This is a genomic window from Paenibacillus sp. 19GGS1-52 (genome assembly GCF_022369515.1).
Classification (GTDB): Bacteria; Bacillota; Bacilli; order Paenibacillales; family Paenibacillaceae; genus Paenibacillus_AQ.
This window is the reverse complement of sequence record NZ_CP059724.1, coordinates 821,378-836,877: the sequence shown is the minus strand read 5'-3', so window position 1 is coordinate 836,877 and position 15,500 is coordinate 821,378. Positions and strand designations below refer to the sequence as shown.

11 protein-coding genes are annotated in these 15,500 nt (G+C 45.1%); 2 read left to right on the top strand and 9 right to left on the bottom strand.

Annotated elements, in window-relative coordinates; all coding sequences use genetic code 11:
- The first annotated feature begins 61 nt into the window (after positions 1 to 61).
- The gene (locus tag H1230_RS03790; RefSeq protein WP_239714304.1) at positions 62 to 469 is read left to right on the top strand and encodes a CBS domain-containing protein; all 408 of its coding nucleotides are present in this window, start codon (positions 62 to 64) and stop codon (positions 467 to 469) included.
- Between the two features lie 48 nt (positions 470 to 517).
- Here H1230_RS03790 and H1230_RS03785 read toward each other — a convergent pair whose 3' ends face one another.
- From H1230_RS03785 to H1230_RS03750, 8 genes are all read right to left on the bottom strand, one after another.
- A complete protein-coding gene (locus tag H1230_RS03785; RefSeq protein WP_239714303.1) occupies positions 518 to 1,123 on the bottom strand; it encodes an IseA DL-endopeptidase inhibitor family protein in 606 nt (201 codons plus the stop codon).
- A 207-nt stretch (positions 1,124 to 1,330) separates the two neighbouring features.
- Complete coding sequence (gene pilO, locus H1230_RS03780) at positions 1,331 to 1,936, bottom strand: type 4a pilus biogenesis protein PilO (protein WP_239714302.1); 606 nt, start codon at positions 1,934 to 1,936, stop codon at positions 1,331 to 1,333.
- Positions 1,920 to 3,557: a pilus assembly protein PilM gene (gene pilM, locus H1230_RS03775; protein ID WP_239714301.1), complete on the bottom strand. Its 1,638-nt coding sequence runs from the start codon at positions 3,555 to 3,557 to the stop codon at positions 1,920 to 1,922. The genes pilO and pilM overlap by 17 nt, the downstream gene beginning before the upstream one ends.
- A gap of 14 nt (positions 3,558 to 3,571) precedes the next feature.
- The gene (locus H1230_RS03770) at positions 3,572 to 4,321 is read right to left on the bottom strand and encodes a prepilin peptidase (RefSeq protein ID WP_239714300.1); all 750 of its coding nucleotides are present in this window, start codon (positions 4,319 to 4,321) and stop codon (positions 3,572 to 3,574) included.
- 145 nt (positions 4,322 to 4,466) lie between these two features.
- The gene (locus H1230_RS03765; protein WP_239714299.1) at positions 4,467 to 4,940 is read right to left on the bottom strand and encodes a type II secretion system protein; all 474 of its coding nucleotides are present in this window, start codon (positions 4,938 to 4,940) and stop codon (positions 4,467 to 4,469) included.
- A gap of 95 nt (positions 4,941 to 5,035) precedes the next feature.
- Entirely contained in the window at positions 5,036 to 6,241 is a 1,206-nt protein-coding gene (locus tag H1230_RS03760) for a type II secretion system F family protein (RefSeq protein WP_239714298.1), read from the bottom strand.
- Entirely contained in the window at positions 6,241 to 7,290 is a 1,050-nt protein-coding gene (locus H1230_RS03755) for a type IV pilus twitching motility protein PilT (RefSeq protein WP_239714297.1), read from the bottom strand. Before H1230_RS03755 ends, H1230_RS03760 begins: the two co-directional genes overlap by 1 nt.
- Positions 7,291 to 7,316: 26 nt before the next feature.
- Positions 7,317 to 8,981: a GspE/PulE family protein gene (locus H1230_RS03750; RefSeq protein WP_239714296.1), complete on the bottom strand. Its 1,665-nt coding sequence runs from the start codon at positions 8,979 to 8,981 to the stop codon at positions 7,317 to 7,319.
- A gap of 224 nt (positions 8,982 to 9,205) precedes the next feature.
- Here H1230_RS03750 and H1230_RS03745 point away from each other — a divergent pair, with 224 nt between their 5' ends.
- Positions 9,206 to 13,666 carry a choice-of-anchor A family protein gene (locus tag H1230_RS03745; protein ID WP_239714295.1) on the top strand — a complete coding sequence of 1,487 codons (4,461 nt, stop codon included), beginning with the start codon at positions 9,206 to 9,208 and terminating at the stop codon, positions 13,664 to 13,666.
- A 91-nt stretch (positions 13,667 to 13,757) separates the two neighbouring features.
- On the opposite strand, the gene H1230_RS03740 is transcribed toward H1230_RS03745, so the two are convergent.
- A complete protein-coding gene (locus H1230_RS03740; protein ID WP_239714294.1) occupies positions 13,758 to 15,497 on the bottom strand; it encodes a hypothetical protein in 1,740 nt (579 codons plus the stop codon).
- Positions 15,498 to 15,500: the final 3 nt, after the last annotated feature.

Sequence of the window (15,500 nt, the reverse complement as noted above, 5' to 3'; positions counted from 1 at the left end):
GTTAGAATTTACGATCCAGGAGTACAGTAGAAGTAGACTTACATCAGAAAGGATGATCCTTATGACTACAGCTCAACTAAACGAACTAGCTGGAATTATCCGCAGCGCTCCTGCCGTTTTTGCCACCCGTACTTGCCGGGAAACATTACGCGTCATGTTCCAGCATCCAGAATCCAAATGTATCGTTGTATGCGATGCTACTAACGAACCACTTGGACTACTTATGAGCGAACGGTTTTTCCTGAGGGCTACAGGACGGAATGGGATAGATCTGTTCTACCGCGAGCCAGTAATGAAGCTTATGAATACAAAACCACTGATCTTTGACATCTCCGCTTCACCAGAATCTATACTCGCCGAAGCCCAGAAACGCCCTGAACCCCTGAAGAATGACTGCGTCATTATCACCCGAAACGGCAAGTTCGCCGGAGTCGCCTATACCTCAGATCTGCTCCGCTTCCAGCACTAAAGCCTCTTCCTCATCCACCCGCAAGTCTAACTTCCCTTTAGCACTCTTTTATAAAAGGGTATCCGGAGACACATCGATTCTCCAGAACCCACTAACCTTCTTCAGCTTCACCGTAACCAACTCGCTTGCTCCTTGGCCTCCCTGATGTGGAACTGTCAGCTCAAACACAGCTGCTGTTGCATTCTTCGAGACCATTTTTGCGGTTGCCTTCTCATAGGCCAAAGAATTCCCTAAATCCACATTGACTTGCGCCATTCTCCCGTTCCGCTCCAAATACTGTGTTTGCACATAAAAGGCTGCCGCATTGGAGGTATAGCCCCGTTTTATGTAATTCATCAACTTCTGCTTCGTGCCAATGTCACTCGACAGATAGCGGTATTCTGCACCGTTATATTGAAAAGTCTCTGGGTTGTATGCATTTCCACCATGATTAGAATAAATATATAACGCTTTTGCATGGACTACGAGTGGAATAATACTCTTCACCGTCAAATTATTAATGGTGGCTGGACCTTCCTTGCCTGGAACGGATACAGCTACAGTCTTTATCACGGTAGGGTTTACCAGTGGTGCTGAAGCGGCCATCGCTCCACTCCCTGCAGATACCAAACCCAGTGAAAGTGCTAAAGAACCTATCATTATCTTTTTATTCATCTTAAATTTCTCCTGCTTTCCAAGTACAGACGTTAGGCACTATAACGTGCTTACAATACCCCGTAAGTAAAAGTACCCAATCCACAGAACATTGAAAAGGGGATCATTTCCAAATACAACAAAAAAAACTCCACCCCTCTTATTATAAGAGAACGCGGAGCCTGCTGATTGAAATTAGAGTACTGAGAAAAGACCTATTTGCATAGCCTATTGCTGAGCTGCTGCTGTCGTTTCAAAATAGGCTGTGAAGGTGATGTTAGCGGTTAGGATGCTTTCAGGACTTCCCGTTTCCGGCTGATCATACGGCTCTTGGAAACTGAATGAATCTATATTGACGATACGGGGTATATCCTGCAGTTCGCTCATCCATTTGCGAATGCTCGTATAAGTACCCTGCACTGCCGCAGCCATTTTCATCTGTTTGACTGTAGGATATAGCACTTCGGTGGAACCTGTCGTATCCTGAAACGGGTTGAGCTCATCCGTTATAAAGCTAATATCCGTTAATCGCACCTGTGCAGACGAACTTATTGTGCTTAAATTAAGAATGAGTCCTTCACTGTCATCGCCTTTCGGAAGTGCTGCAAGAAGTTTATCTTGCTCTGAATTACCGGAATTACTATTACTTTTTAATTCATTAATTTTGTTCTGGAAGATCGCAGTTTCCTGATTAAGACGCTCAAGCTCTGCTTGCTGTGTGGATATTTGTTTATTCGCCGGCTGTATACTAAGCATGAAGAAAGCGAAGAGCAGCAGGAACATTATGAGCACTCCAAGTACGATGTGTGAACGATACTTATTGATCTGTTCCATTGCTGTCCACCTCCCCTTGACTTGCAGCCACAGCATTATCCTGCTGCTGCACTGCTGACAAATCTAATTGATAAATGGCCGAATACATGATTGTAGAGGTCATTTCTACAGAGCTACCGTTACCTACTGCAATACCTTCCTCAGTCAACTTCTGGATAGAAGCCCCCTTAACAAAAGACATGCCGTGAAGTTGCTTCAGATAGCTTGAGGCGTCCTCCATCGTTACAACATTAACGGTTAGAGCTACAGAAGCTCCTTGCGTATACATGATATCGCGGAATACGGCGCCCTTTGGCAGCCCCTTTAACAGTTCATCGAGTATCGAGACCGCATCCGTCTTGTGCTTCAACAGCTCTTCGATAACAGCGTTCCGATCCAATTGCCCGGTCCCGCCATTCGTGAGCTTCGCTAGTTCTACCTGCATCAGAGTCGTACGATCCTGCAGCCCTTGAATTTGTTCTTTCCCATTCGAAATTTCACCCTTATTGGCAGCATAATAAATGCCTGTCCCAATGCTTGCCAGCAGCCAGATTCCAACAAGAGCCATAGCTACATAAGGAAACAGCAAGGCCTCCCGGTCTTCTTTTGGAAGAAGATCAATAGCCTTGGTGCTTTCGCTTCTTAAGGCAGCCCCTGCCGCTACACGATAATGATTTAACTCCGGATCAGGTACGGCGGAATCAGAAAGCTGATCCAGGCTGATTGGGATAATTTCTATATCAGTCAGTGACTTCACTAACTCATCATTCAGCTGTTTACGCACTTGCGGCGAGCCAGTGATCAGCACATTTTTAATCCGTGTTGATCCGTCGTGCAGACTGTATTGATAAAAGTTTAGCATGCGTGAGATTTCGGCTGTAATCTCCACCATCTGCTCAGGTGAGAGATGTTCTTCAGGATGTTCTTCTAAGGTCATTGTGGCAGCTGCCTCAGCCATGTAATCCACGTTACCCAGATTGTCATTCCCGACGACAGGACTGCCCTGATTCAAATCATATAGGTTAATCGTCCGAATAAATACGGGATTCCCCTCGTGAAACATGTAAATATCCAGCAGAGACTGCTCCAGTTGAATAAGCAGCGTTTCGGTAAAATCCTCGCCATGTCCCATTGCGATACTTCGAGCTAATGCCGTTGCAGATACTTCAACATTATTTACCTTCAGCCCTGCATTCTCCAGCACATCTACATAGTCCTGAATCCATTGGCGCGGTGCGGCGAACACGAGCAGGTGGCTCTCATTCTCATCTACTTCAGTTGTAACATAGTCGTACACAGGGTTCTCAAAAGGCAGATATAGACCTGTCTCCACTTCCAGCTTGACGAGTTGCTCTACTTGCTTGTCGATAATGCTAGCAATACTCATCTTACGAATAATGACCTGTGAGGGAGGAATGGATAGGGATACCCGCGAACCGCGTAGGCCTTCCTTTTTTACCCACTGCTTGATCCAATCCAAAAGCGCCTGGTTGTCTGCAACCTGGTTTTCGACGATCATACCTGGTGGCAAGGGAAGGAACTTTTTCTTGCGTACTTCCCAGGATTTATTATTTAAACTAATATAGTGGATACCGGTTTGCTCAATGGCAAGACCAGCCGTTCTGGAGCCTAATCCAAGCATGCTTCAAAATCCTCCTAACCGATGAACGAGAGATACAAGCCGATAAGATGTGAACCGTAACCGTAAGCTATCAGCGTGCCTAATGCCAGCCACGGGCCAAACGGAACAGGCTGTTTACGTTGTACAATTCCGAGCAGGATGAGTATTCCACCAACAACACTTCCCAGCAGACAAGCCAGCAAAAATGCCAGAATAACATTAGGAAAGCCGATAACCAGACCCAACAGTGCAAACAGCTTCACATCCCCAACACCCATACCGCCCAGCAGTGCAAAGGGTAAAATAACCGCGCCCCCAATAGCTCCACCAAGTAAATGCTGCCATAACGGACCCTCTAGAAAGAACAGAACCAGAATAAGCAGCAGTGGCAAAAAAAACAACAAAACCTTATTCGGAATCAGCATATACTTCAAATCAGCAACCGTCACGATAACCGCCAGACTAACAAGCAGTAACCCAAGGAACCCATTCACGGTCAGACCAAATTGCAAATACACCCACAAAAAGAGCAAACCTGTCGCAGCTTCTCCCAGCGGATATAATGGTGACACCTTGGTGCCACAATAGCGGCACTTGCCTGCGGACAGCAGATAGCTAATCACCGGCAATAAGTCGCGCGCCTTCAATCGTGTGTTGCAGTTCGGACAATGTGACGGTGGATGCAGCAGTGATTCCCCTACCGGCACCCGCAGCGCCACCACGTTATAGAAGGAACCGAGAATTACACCGAGTAGCGTGATGTAAATAGAGATGAAGATTGTCATTGGCTGTTCCTGTTCGCTTTATGAATTTTAAAAAAGGAATCGGGAGTTCCGATTCCTAATGAATTCAAACACGCAAAGTAGAGACTGCATGTTTTTCTCCAAGTTAATTTTTTTCAGAGTGCAATTAAATGTGTAAGAAATACTGTTATTTTGCTTTAGATTTTAAAACCTGTTCAGCTGAAAACTTCCCTGAAGTAGTGTCTCCAGTAACAGCCGATGAACCCTCTGGTTTTGGTGATATAACTATATAATCCAATTGTCCTTCCGCTGTATAGTAAACTGTTCCTGCGGAAATTGTGACTTTTGAACTTGGGAGACTCAAAGGACTATCCAAATAACCTTTGTCTTGCATTTGTGCAATAGTTACCGTAACTGGAGTTGTACTATTAAACTTCCCATTGCTTTCACCAACGATGTATAATCTCGAAGCATCATAGATTTGACGAGCAGTAGCAACGTCAGAATCCTCTTTAGCATTCGAAATAACATTCCCAATCAAAGGAATCGCAATAACCGCAATAATACCCAAAATAACGATAACCGCCAGTAACTCAATCAGTGTAAAGCCCTTCTGATTTTCCTCTTTGCCCAATCTTCTCTTAACTGCTTCTGCTAACATGTTATTTCCCCCTTAGAATGGTGTGATACTAATCGTTCTATGCTTCTTTCAATGAATCCGTCTGCAACTACAATATCTATGAGAAACCAGAAGGTTCACATATTACCATATAGACTGAACATCGGCAGCATAATAGCCGCTACGATAACCCCGACGACACCAGCCAAAAAAGCGATTAGCAACGGTTCAAGCAATGATTTTAGTCGGTCAACGGTATTCTCTACGTCCATTTCATAGAAATCCGCTACCTTAGATAACATCTGGTCCAGCGCACCCGTCTCTTCGCCTATAGCAATCATCTGGGTAACCAGTGGCGGGAATACCCAGGCCTTCTTCAGCGGCTCGGAGAGCGGATTGCCCTTGCGCAAAGAATCAGCGGCACTGCGGATATAACGCCCAATAACTTTATTGCCCGCTACTTCCTCCACAATTGCTAGCGACTGTAGAATAGGTACTGAACTGGCGTACAATGAGGAGAAGGTGCGCGTAAACTGGGCAATGGACCCCTTCTGATTCAGCTTGCCAAAGACAGGCACCTTCAGCTTGGCATAATCCAGTGCGTAAGCTCCCTTCTCGGTACGCTTAGTTATCTGATAAGCCACGATTATTAGCACAACTGCAAGTACCCAGATGTACCATTGACCCTGAATACTTTTGCTTAGAGCGAGTACCATCTTCGTTATCGCTGGAAGCTCAGCATTCATTGATTCGAACATCGTCACAAACTGGGGAACGATTGCCCAGAGCAGATATATCACTGCACCAATGGCCATAACTCCAACGGTTATCGGATAGGTAAGTGCAGATTTAATCTTCTCCGTAGTGGTGTGCTGCTTCTCAAAAAATACGGCTAACCTCTCCAGCGTCCCTTCCAAATCACCTGATTCTTCACCAGCTCGTATCATGCTGACGAACAGCGGCGGGAAGATTTTCTTGTGATCCTGAACCGCTTGAGAAAAGGCTATACCACGCAGCAGGCTGGAGTTCACATCCTGCAGCGCTTTACGTAAAGGTTTACTATCTGTCTGTTCGGCCAGAATTCGCGTGGCGTCGACAATGGAGACTCCGGCACGCATCAAGGTCGCGAACTGTCGACAGTAAATAATAAAATGGATGGTCTTCACCGGATTACCAATATAAATATCCATCGACAAAATCGAGGTCTTGCGCTCGATCAGCGAGAACACCGTAAGTCCCCGCTTCCGAAGCTCTTCCATTGCACTCGGTTTATCCGTCGCTGTAAGCTTTCCTTTAATCTGCTTACCTGCAGATGTCTTGACCTGGTATTCAAAAAGAGGCATCAGCTACTCCCCTCCGTCAGATACGCCTTAGCAATCGAAGCATGAATAAGTCCCTGCTGTACTAGCTCACGAATATTCATCTCAAGAGTGTGCATGCCCAACGATCGTCCGGTCTGCATTACATTCTTGATCTGATGCGTCTTCTCTGTGCGAATCAGGTTCGCTACTGCCGGAGTATTGACCATCACTTCGGTCGCGCTTAGGCGGCCACGACCACTTGCTCTAGGAAACAGCCGTTGGCTAATAACCGCGATTAATACGGAAGCCAGCTGCGAACGAATCTGCCCCTGCTGATGCCCTGGAAATGTATCAATAATTCGATCTATGGTCTGTGGCGCATCGGTCGTATGCAATGTAGCCAACACGAGATGTCCCGTCTCTGCTGCTGTAACTGCTGCCGAAATTGTCTCCAGATCACGCATCTCGCCAACCATTATTACATCTGGATCTTGCCGCAAAGCTGCCCTTATCCCCATCGCGAAGCTTGCGGTATCACTGCCAATCTCGCGCTGATCAATCAGGCAGGTACCATGATTGTGTAAGAATTCAATCGGATCTTCAAGCGTCACAATATGCTTACTCTGCGTCCGGTTAATATCATTCAGCATCGCTGCAAGGGTGGACGATTTCCCACTCCCTGTTGGACCTGTTACCAGAATTAGACCTTGCGGTTTAAGCGCCAGTGTGGATAATAGCGGAGGCATAGAGAGCTGCTCCAAGTTCGGAATCTCCGCCGGGATGGCTCGGGCAGCAATGCTTATTCCGCCTCGCTGACGATACACATTCACCCGAAATCGTACCCCGCTATCCAGCGGATAAGAGAAATCGACCTCTCCTTCACTACGGAAAGCCTCGCTTCGCTGACTACCCATCAGCACTTCAGCCATTTCCAACGCTTCTTCCGGTACAATTACACCACCTTCAATAGGATGCAATTTGCCGTCAATGCGCATAACTGGTGGAGAACCTACAGAGATATGCAGGTCTGACGCTTTGGAGGAATAGGTCATATGCAATAGCTGTGTTATATCCCTTGCGAATGTCGACATACTCTTCTTTCCTCCTGCCAGATTTACTATTGTGAAACCGTCTCGCGCATAACCTCCTGCAATGTAGTTACGCCCTGACTAACCTTGAGCAGCCCATCCTCCATAAGTTGAATTAAACCACGCTCTACTCCGGCGGTCCGAAGCTCTTCAACACTTGCAGAGTTTATAATTAAATGACGTAATTGATCATCAATAGTCAGGACTTCATGGATCGCAATACGCCCCCGATAGCCAGTGTTATTACAGCTACCGCAGCCCCGGCCTCGATGCAGCACTGTGGTCGTCAGACCCTGATTGCTAAGCAGGATAGCTTCCTGCTCTGACGGTTTGTACGTTTCCTTGCATTCGTTGCAGATTTTACGAACAAGCCTCTGGGCTACTACTCCTATTAGTGAGGAGGCGATCAAATAAGGTTCAATCCCCATATCACGCAATCGTGAAATTGTACTCACAGCATCGTTTGTATGTAATGTAGACAATACAAGATGTCCTGTCAGTGATGCCCTAACAGCCATTTCTGCCGTCTCCGTATCCCGAATTTCCCCGACCATAACAATATTCGGATCTTGACGCAGAATCGAACGAAGTCCGGCAGCAAAGGTCAGTCCAACAGCCGCATTTACATGCACCTGATTTACACCTTCAAGCTGGTACTCCACGGGGTCCTCAACAGTTATAATATTGGTGCTCTCCACATTGAGCTGATTAAGAGCAGCGTATAAGGTCGTTGTTTTCCCACTACCAGTGGGTCCTGTAATCAGCAGAATGCCGTAAGGCCGTTCTATCATATCCTTGAATCTTTCAGCGTTGCTATCGCTGAAGCCAAGATTATCCACGCTCTTAACACCAGTGCTTAAATCTAGCAGGCGAAGCACGATTTTCTCCCCATGCATCGTGGGCAACGAGGATACCCGAATATCGACCATTTTATAATCAAACTGCATCTTGATTCGGCCATCCTGCGGCAGACGCCGTTCAGCTATATTCAGGCGGGCCATGATTTTGATACGGGCGGTAATAAAACCCTGCATCTGCTTAGGTATGATACGCTCTGTACGTAATGTGCCGTCTATGCGATAACGTATTGTAAGATTATTCTCACCTGGATCGACGTGTATATCAGAGGCACGCAGCGCAATGGCTTGCTGAATCATCTGATTAACCAGGCGTACAATTGGAGAATCCTCATCGGTGATCTCTGTCTCGTCTATTTCTTCCTGCGTTGGCAATTCTATCATCATCTGGCTCATAGAATCCCGCATACCATAGTGATGGGCTATCGCCCGCTGCAGTTCATCTCGGGTACAAATCGCCGGTTCAATTCGGAAGCCTGTACTCATACGGAGGTCCTCAATGGCAAAATAATCAAGGGGATCAGCCATAGCCACCATCAGCTTGCCGCCTTCTTTCCTAAATGGAAGAACCTGATAACGTTTCGCCATACTCTCCGGAATAATCTGTGTGATGGCAGAATCAATCTGATATTTAAAGAGACTGACATGCGGAATTCCCAATTGAAACTCCAGCACCTCAATCAGTTGCTGCTCCGTAATATAGCCTTGCGAAATAAGAAGGTCACCGAGTTTTCCTTTACTTTTACGTTGTTCACCCAATGCTTCGATTAGCTGCTCCTGCGAAATAATACCGTTCTCTACCAGTAGATCGCCCAGTCTCTTTTTCGCACTGACCAATTCTAATCAACTCCATTAATATTTTAGGTCCTAGACCTCAATTTTTTAGGTATATTCTCATATATTATCATTGCCTATCTATGCTATTTATCCTAAAATGATATATAACATAGATTGGATAAATTTACAACGATATCGACCGCTATCCTGTCGTATTTTAGCATTATAAGGTCTCTGATAATATAATTCTTCTATTAACATCTAACATTCGGGGAGAGATTGAAATGAAGTTTTCCAAGAATAAAAAACTGTACTTATTTCCAGCCCTGATTATACTGCTATTACTGTTTCTCCCGTTAAGAAACTTCATCATGAATGTGAATGCAACAGATGTCATTTATCAGATCCGTATCTTAGAGATTACTGAATCTGGTGCAACCGATTTAGCGACACTGAAGTCAGGCATGTCCAGTGTCACTATCGACACCATGAGCATGAAGCATTTTGTCGCCTTGCGGGATGATCTCGATGGAAAGTACGATGCAGTATACATAGGCAAAGGAGTCTATACTAATATCGGTGTACAAGGTAAAACCCATAACACCAAAAATGTAATGAATGATATAACCGTTCTAAAAGCCAAAGAAATTACGGATTCCTTCATTGATAAAGGCCTTTATGTCATTTTTAATAAAGCTGCTTTTGATGCTCCGAAAGAAAGCTCAAGCCGAATTCTCTACGCCACCTTTAATAAGTACCGAGTTCTCTCTCCTAAGTCCAATGTACTGTTCGTCAATGATGCCGAATTAACAACATTGATCACGAACCTTAATAATGGGTCTTCCGCCTATTTAGCTGGATTACAGCAACGCCCGCGTCTGCAAATTACGAATAAAGAAGCCATTATTGATTATAGCGAGAACAAAGATAAGATCTATGTTCCTGGTGATGATCTCAGCTTCAAGTTTAATGTCTCTAACGTCACTAGCTTTCAGAATCGTCCGATTCTGGTAAAGCTCTACATCGGTGTAGATAAAGCCATTAAGATGACTGAGGACCAGGTGGTGGCCACAGCAAGTCTAAGTCAAAGCTCTACGGGCGAGATTATTTACAAACTCCCCAAGACCTATTCAGGATTGCTTTATTGGAAGTTGGAAATCTCAGATTCTCTGAACCAAAGCAATTTAAAAGACTTTAGCACCGGAACTATTCGCTTCCGCGGCAAAAAGACAATTGTTAATATTCTACAAGTTTTGCCCAACACCGGAGACGAAAGCAGCTTGCTCAAAGCCAGCAACATGGATCAAAGCTTCCTGAACAAAGATGACTATCAGCTTGTAATAACTACCAAAACCATGGATCAATTCAATGCCTATGTAGCTGCCAATGATACTAAGACACCACGATATGGCTTAAATGGTACCTATGATATGATCATCTTCGGATTTCGGGACGTCTATAACGATAAATCACCTATTAGTACATTATCTGCTGATGCAGTTACAAATTTCATTAAAGATACTAAGCAGAGCGTTATGTTCACGCATGATACGGTTTATCAGAACAGCAGCCTTTGGGTAAGTCGCTTTCAGACCATTACTGGGCAGATTCAACCTGAGACTAATATGGGATTAAATGCCCCGAATAAGTCCACTCGGGTTAAGTCGGTAAATGACGGCTTATTAACACAATATCCTTTTGATCTTAAGAATCTTTATGCCGGTGATACCGCTAATAACATTACGCTAAATACCGTAGCTACAACGCATGACCAGTATTTCACGCTGGATTTGAACGATCCGGAGGTTATTTCCTGGTACAACATTGAGAGTGAATCCACCAGCACTGATAAGCGGGATGTGGAAGACAGCTGGAATCACTATTACACCTACTCCAAAGGCAATGTAACCTACTCGGGCTCAGGCCACTTTTTCTCTGCTGAATCGGGTGTGAAATTTCCGGTCTGGGAACAAAGATTGTTCGTAAACACGATGTACCGTGCTTTTACTGGTGCCAACCATGCGCCTGACATTACCGTTCATACGCCACTGGATAACAGTGTAAAGCCTTCTTATCAGGATAAACTGGTCGTAAGCTATACGGTTGATGACTGGGATTTAAAGGATAAGAATTTATTTACCAGTATTAAATTCAAAAAGGATAACGTTGATATACCCGGTTTCAAAATGGATGAGAAGGCTATTCTCTCCGGGCAGACGGTTACCCAGACTTTCAATAATCCTCTTCCAGCCGGTGGAAACCTGCAGATTGAGATTACAGCCCGTGACATTGCTGGCGCCATTTCAACCCAAACGGTAAATGTAACAGTTCAGCGGATAGATTCTAATCTCTCTATTAATTGTACGTTATCTTCTGACACAGTCGAAAGAGGCAAGCCGATAGTGATTTCCTATTCGATCACTCCCAATGCCGTTCCTTATCTGGCTGTAGATTCTGGAGAGCAGGGAATAGCTTCTTTGATTATCTCGAATATCCAATATGAGGAGAAATTCCCAGCGAATCTTGAATTCAGTACACTGCCTGAGGGAACTACGAAAAGTGGGACTTTGAGTGAAGGTTATACACTGACTAGAAGTCTTGGAAATATAACGTACCATTTGTCAGAGACCAATGGGGTGAGATCCTACGTACCGGATAGTGGTCAGAATATCTCCTTTAATCTGACCGCCATTCCTAACGATAAGAAATCGTATTTGCTGGATAACTCCAAACTGAGCTTTGAGGATATCCATTCGGCAACAACAACATTGCTTCCTGGTGAAGACTATACAATGAGTAGTGATTACACGGTATTCATGCTGGAAGATATTAATCTAGCCTCATCAGGATTTTCTAATGAAGGCCGCATGGCCGCAGCAAGAAATATTGCTCTCTCTTATTATGATGTGGGCGCTCAGCTTGGCAGTAGCGCAACTGGAACCAATATCATAATTGCCGGGGGCAACTTAACTTTAGGTGGCGGGACTATCAATTATGGTGGGGCCGTCTATGGTGGTACTGCTGTTGTTCCTGATTATATGAAGTCAAAGGTGAAACAGGGAACTCCCCTTGACTTTGCAGCCGCTAGCCAATACTGGCTCGCCCGCAGCTCCTCGTTGGCTACATTAACGAAGACAGCAGATACTGTGGCCAACTATTACAATAATCCAACCTGCACTATTGAGCTTACAGGTACTAATAGTGCTCTCAATGTATTCAGTGTTTCAGGTAATGACCTAAGTAAATCTAATAATCTCATCGTCAGTGCTCCTGCAGGCTCATCCGTTGTTGTTAATGTTAGCGGCATTAACCCTACATTCAGTAATGGCTTGAAGCTTATTGGCGGTGTAGACTCACGGCATGTAATTTATAACTTTTATGAAGCTACTTCCATAGATATCAAGAGTATCGATGTTCTGGGAACAGTGATTGCTCCCAAAGCCAATATAACCTTCCAGGGTGATATCCACGGACAAATGATCGGTAAGTCAATGACTGGCGGGGGACACAAGGTATTTTTAAACACTTTCACAGGGACAGTGCCAGCATCACCAATAGTAATGCCTTCTCCTACTCCTGTAGCACGGGAACGAAAGACCATTTACTTTACACCGATCTCTTTTGAAGCCCTTGTCAAGGTCAGTGGACTTCAGTTGGACAGCTCCCGAATTCGAGTAGGCACTGAATTGAAGCTGATCCCTATAGTCACACCTGATGATGCGAATAACAAAGAATTAACCTGGGTTTCCGAGCAGCCTGAGATCGTCACGGTCAGCACCACTGGTGTCATTAAGGGAATTAAAGAGGGACTTGCGACTATTGTGATTACTGCTACTGATGGCAGTGGGATAAAGACTTCAGCAACTGTAGAGGTTATTTCTCCAAACCTGACGATTATTGGTGCAGATCAGGCCACTGTAGGCGAACGGGTTCCGTTTGAGGCCGTTTATATGACTGCAGAAGAGGCCATAACGGGTTATGACTGGTCCATCAAGCCAGGTGCCAATACCGCCGGAGCAATCTTAACCAAAGATGAAACGCCTGCTATTGGAAGCAAGTCAACGCTCCAGGCCACTAAGTCTGGTTCAGTAACGATAGTAGTCACGGTCAAGACGGACCTAAATCCAAATGGCGCCCTCACCCGCGAGCATACAATAACAATCACAAACCCAGTTCGCGAGATTCGAATTGAGGGTGAGCGATACGTTAATGTAGGGGAACAAATCCCACTAAGGGTGTCTGTTGTACAGCCTGCGAGTAATGCGGATACAACACCATACACCTGGAGCCTAGAGGGAACAGGCAGCTCTTTTGCCACCATTATTAAAGGCACTGATACTTCCTCGATCACCCTACAGGGAGATCATATCGCAGCAGAATCCGTGAGGATAAAGGTTTCCACGAACTGGCCTGCACCCGCAGTTAATATCGTCGCTTATGCTGATATTGCGGTAGGTGCCAAACTAACCAATGTAACGTTGCCAGAATCGATCGGGATTAGCGTTGATGAGACTAGAGATTTGTTGAATCTGGATCTTAGACTCTTTCCGGTGAACATGACCCTTGCTGATGTGTCTAGCAAGCTGATCTGGAGTAGCAGCAACACTGCTATTGTATCGGTATCTGCGAATGGCCAAATAACAGGTCTCAAAAAAGGTAAAGCAATCGTTACCGTTGTATACGCCGACAATCCTTTAATTAGAGATACTAGTGAGGTTAGTGTATCAAACGAAGACCGATACTAGTTATATGTACTAAGAAGCAAAAAAAACGATAGGTCCAGGAGTACATCTCCTAGCCTATCGTTTTTTGTTATTCTATTTATCTAGAGAATACTTACTCCAATTGCATCTCTTCAATGTGGATATTAACGGTATTTACCCGTGGCAGTCCAGCATTCTGGTCTTTGAAAATCTGATCATTGTATGCTGCCTGAAACCGAATCAGGTTACTACCTACAATAACAATATCGTCTACTCCTGCCGTTGCCGTACCTCGGACCGCATTTATCGTAAGATTTCCTTTGGCAAAAAAACCACCGCTCAAAGAAAAGATCGAACCCACTCCATACAACTCTGCATCCGAATCTGTATAAAAGAACGCATCAAGCGGAGCCGGCTTGTCATTGCTGAATGCAGCTAAGCGATTAATCAGAATAGGTCCCTGTGACATCAGAACCAGTTCTTTACCGTTTAGCCCTGTAATCTCCGCATCCTCAACAAGGGTTGTATTCTCCCGCTCCCCATTAATAGTGGCGGGTTTTTTTAGCACAAATAGGGTGGAATCAAATTGCACATTGCCCCGAATCTCAACTTTCCCAGTGACGAGAATATTGGCGCGTACCTGAATCGGGTTGGCTTGTCCGTAATTATCAATAATTAAATCACCATCAACAACAAACCACTTACGAGGCAGGGAAGTGCTGTTCTTAACTGACTCCGAATAAATAATTCCGGGTAGATCCGTACCGTCTAATGCTAGATTCCCTTTGACGACGACTGATTTCTGCGGAGCTGTTAGCCTGGTCACCTGTGCCTGATAATCAATCAGCTGTTGGTTATACGTGGCTAGTTGCTCCGGGGTGTCTCCCGCAAGCACTGGTTTAATCGGTGGATTCATATAATCGAACAGCCCCGAAGTACGCAGGTATTCAGCCAAGGTACCTTTTGCGATTTCACTGCGGATCGCACTGCGGTAAGTACCTGCATTCGCACTCGTCGTTCCTAAAGCTTCCGCTACTTTATCAATAAAGGATTCCTCTACATTCACCTCTACAAACTTACGGTGGCTTCTGATCTTCACCTTACTTTGGTCGATTTTACCCGTCATGGGGGTTGTATCTGTAATCTCAGAGGCCTTTAATTCGTCCAATCCATTCTCCAGATAGATTAGCTTATCCAGTGATTGGACATGTGCTTCACCCTTCAGTTCAAAGGATTTGGATATCATGGTATGATTCCCCTTAAACCTATACGGAACTTTGTCATTTACAGTCAGCGTATCTCCAGCATAGATATTCCCAGTAATGAATGGAGATCCGTTAATTGTAAGATTCTTTTCCGAGCCTAAAGTGTATTTCAGGAAGTCCGGAAACGTATCAATAATTACCTTTTGCGTCAGATTACGAGTGACCCCGTTCACCTCCGCCTCCGATTTAATGGTGAGCTCATAGCTGACTGACTGACCGCTATCGAGCGAGCCTATAGTGCTGGTCTTTACGTCAACGATTCTACCACTGGCATGGTTCAGGTCTGTACTGGCAGTGAGATCTGTTGTCAGAGTATTTAAGAACAGCTTAATGGCTTGATCCAGCTCATCTTGACTTAAATCCACGCTACTGCTGACTTTTTTATTCAAACTAGAGGTAATATAAGCGACTGCTTCATCTAACGTTTTCTCGGCCAGATGCAGGCTTTGTACATCGTTCTTGCGGGTCTCCGTCCGCTGTGCACCGCCCACCGCAGCGCTGAGTACACTTATCCCGAGAATGGTAAGCAGCAGGACGATAAACATGACTAATACTAGTGCTGATCCCTGTTCTTGCTTAAATCGCCTCTTGAATCTATGTATGGACACTGA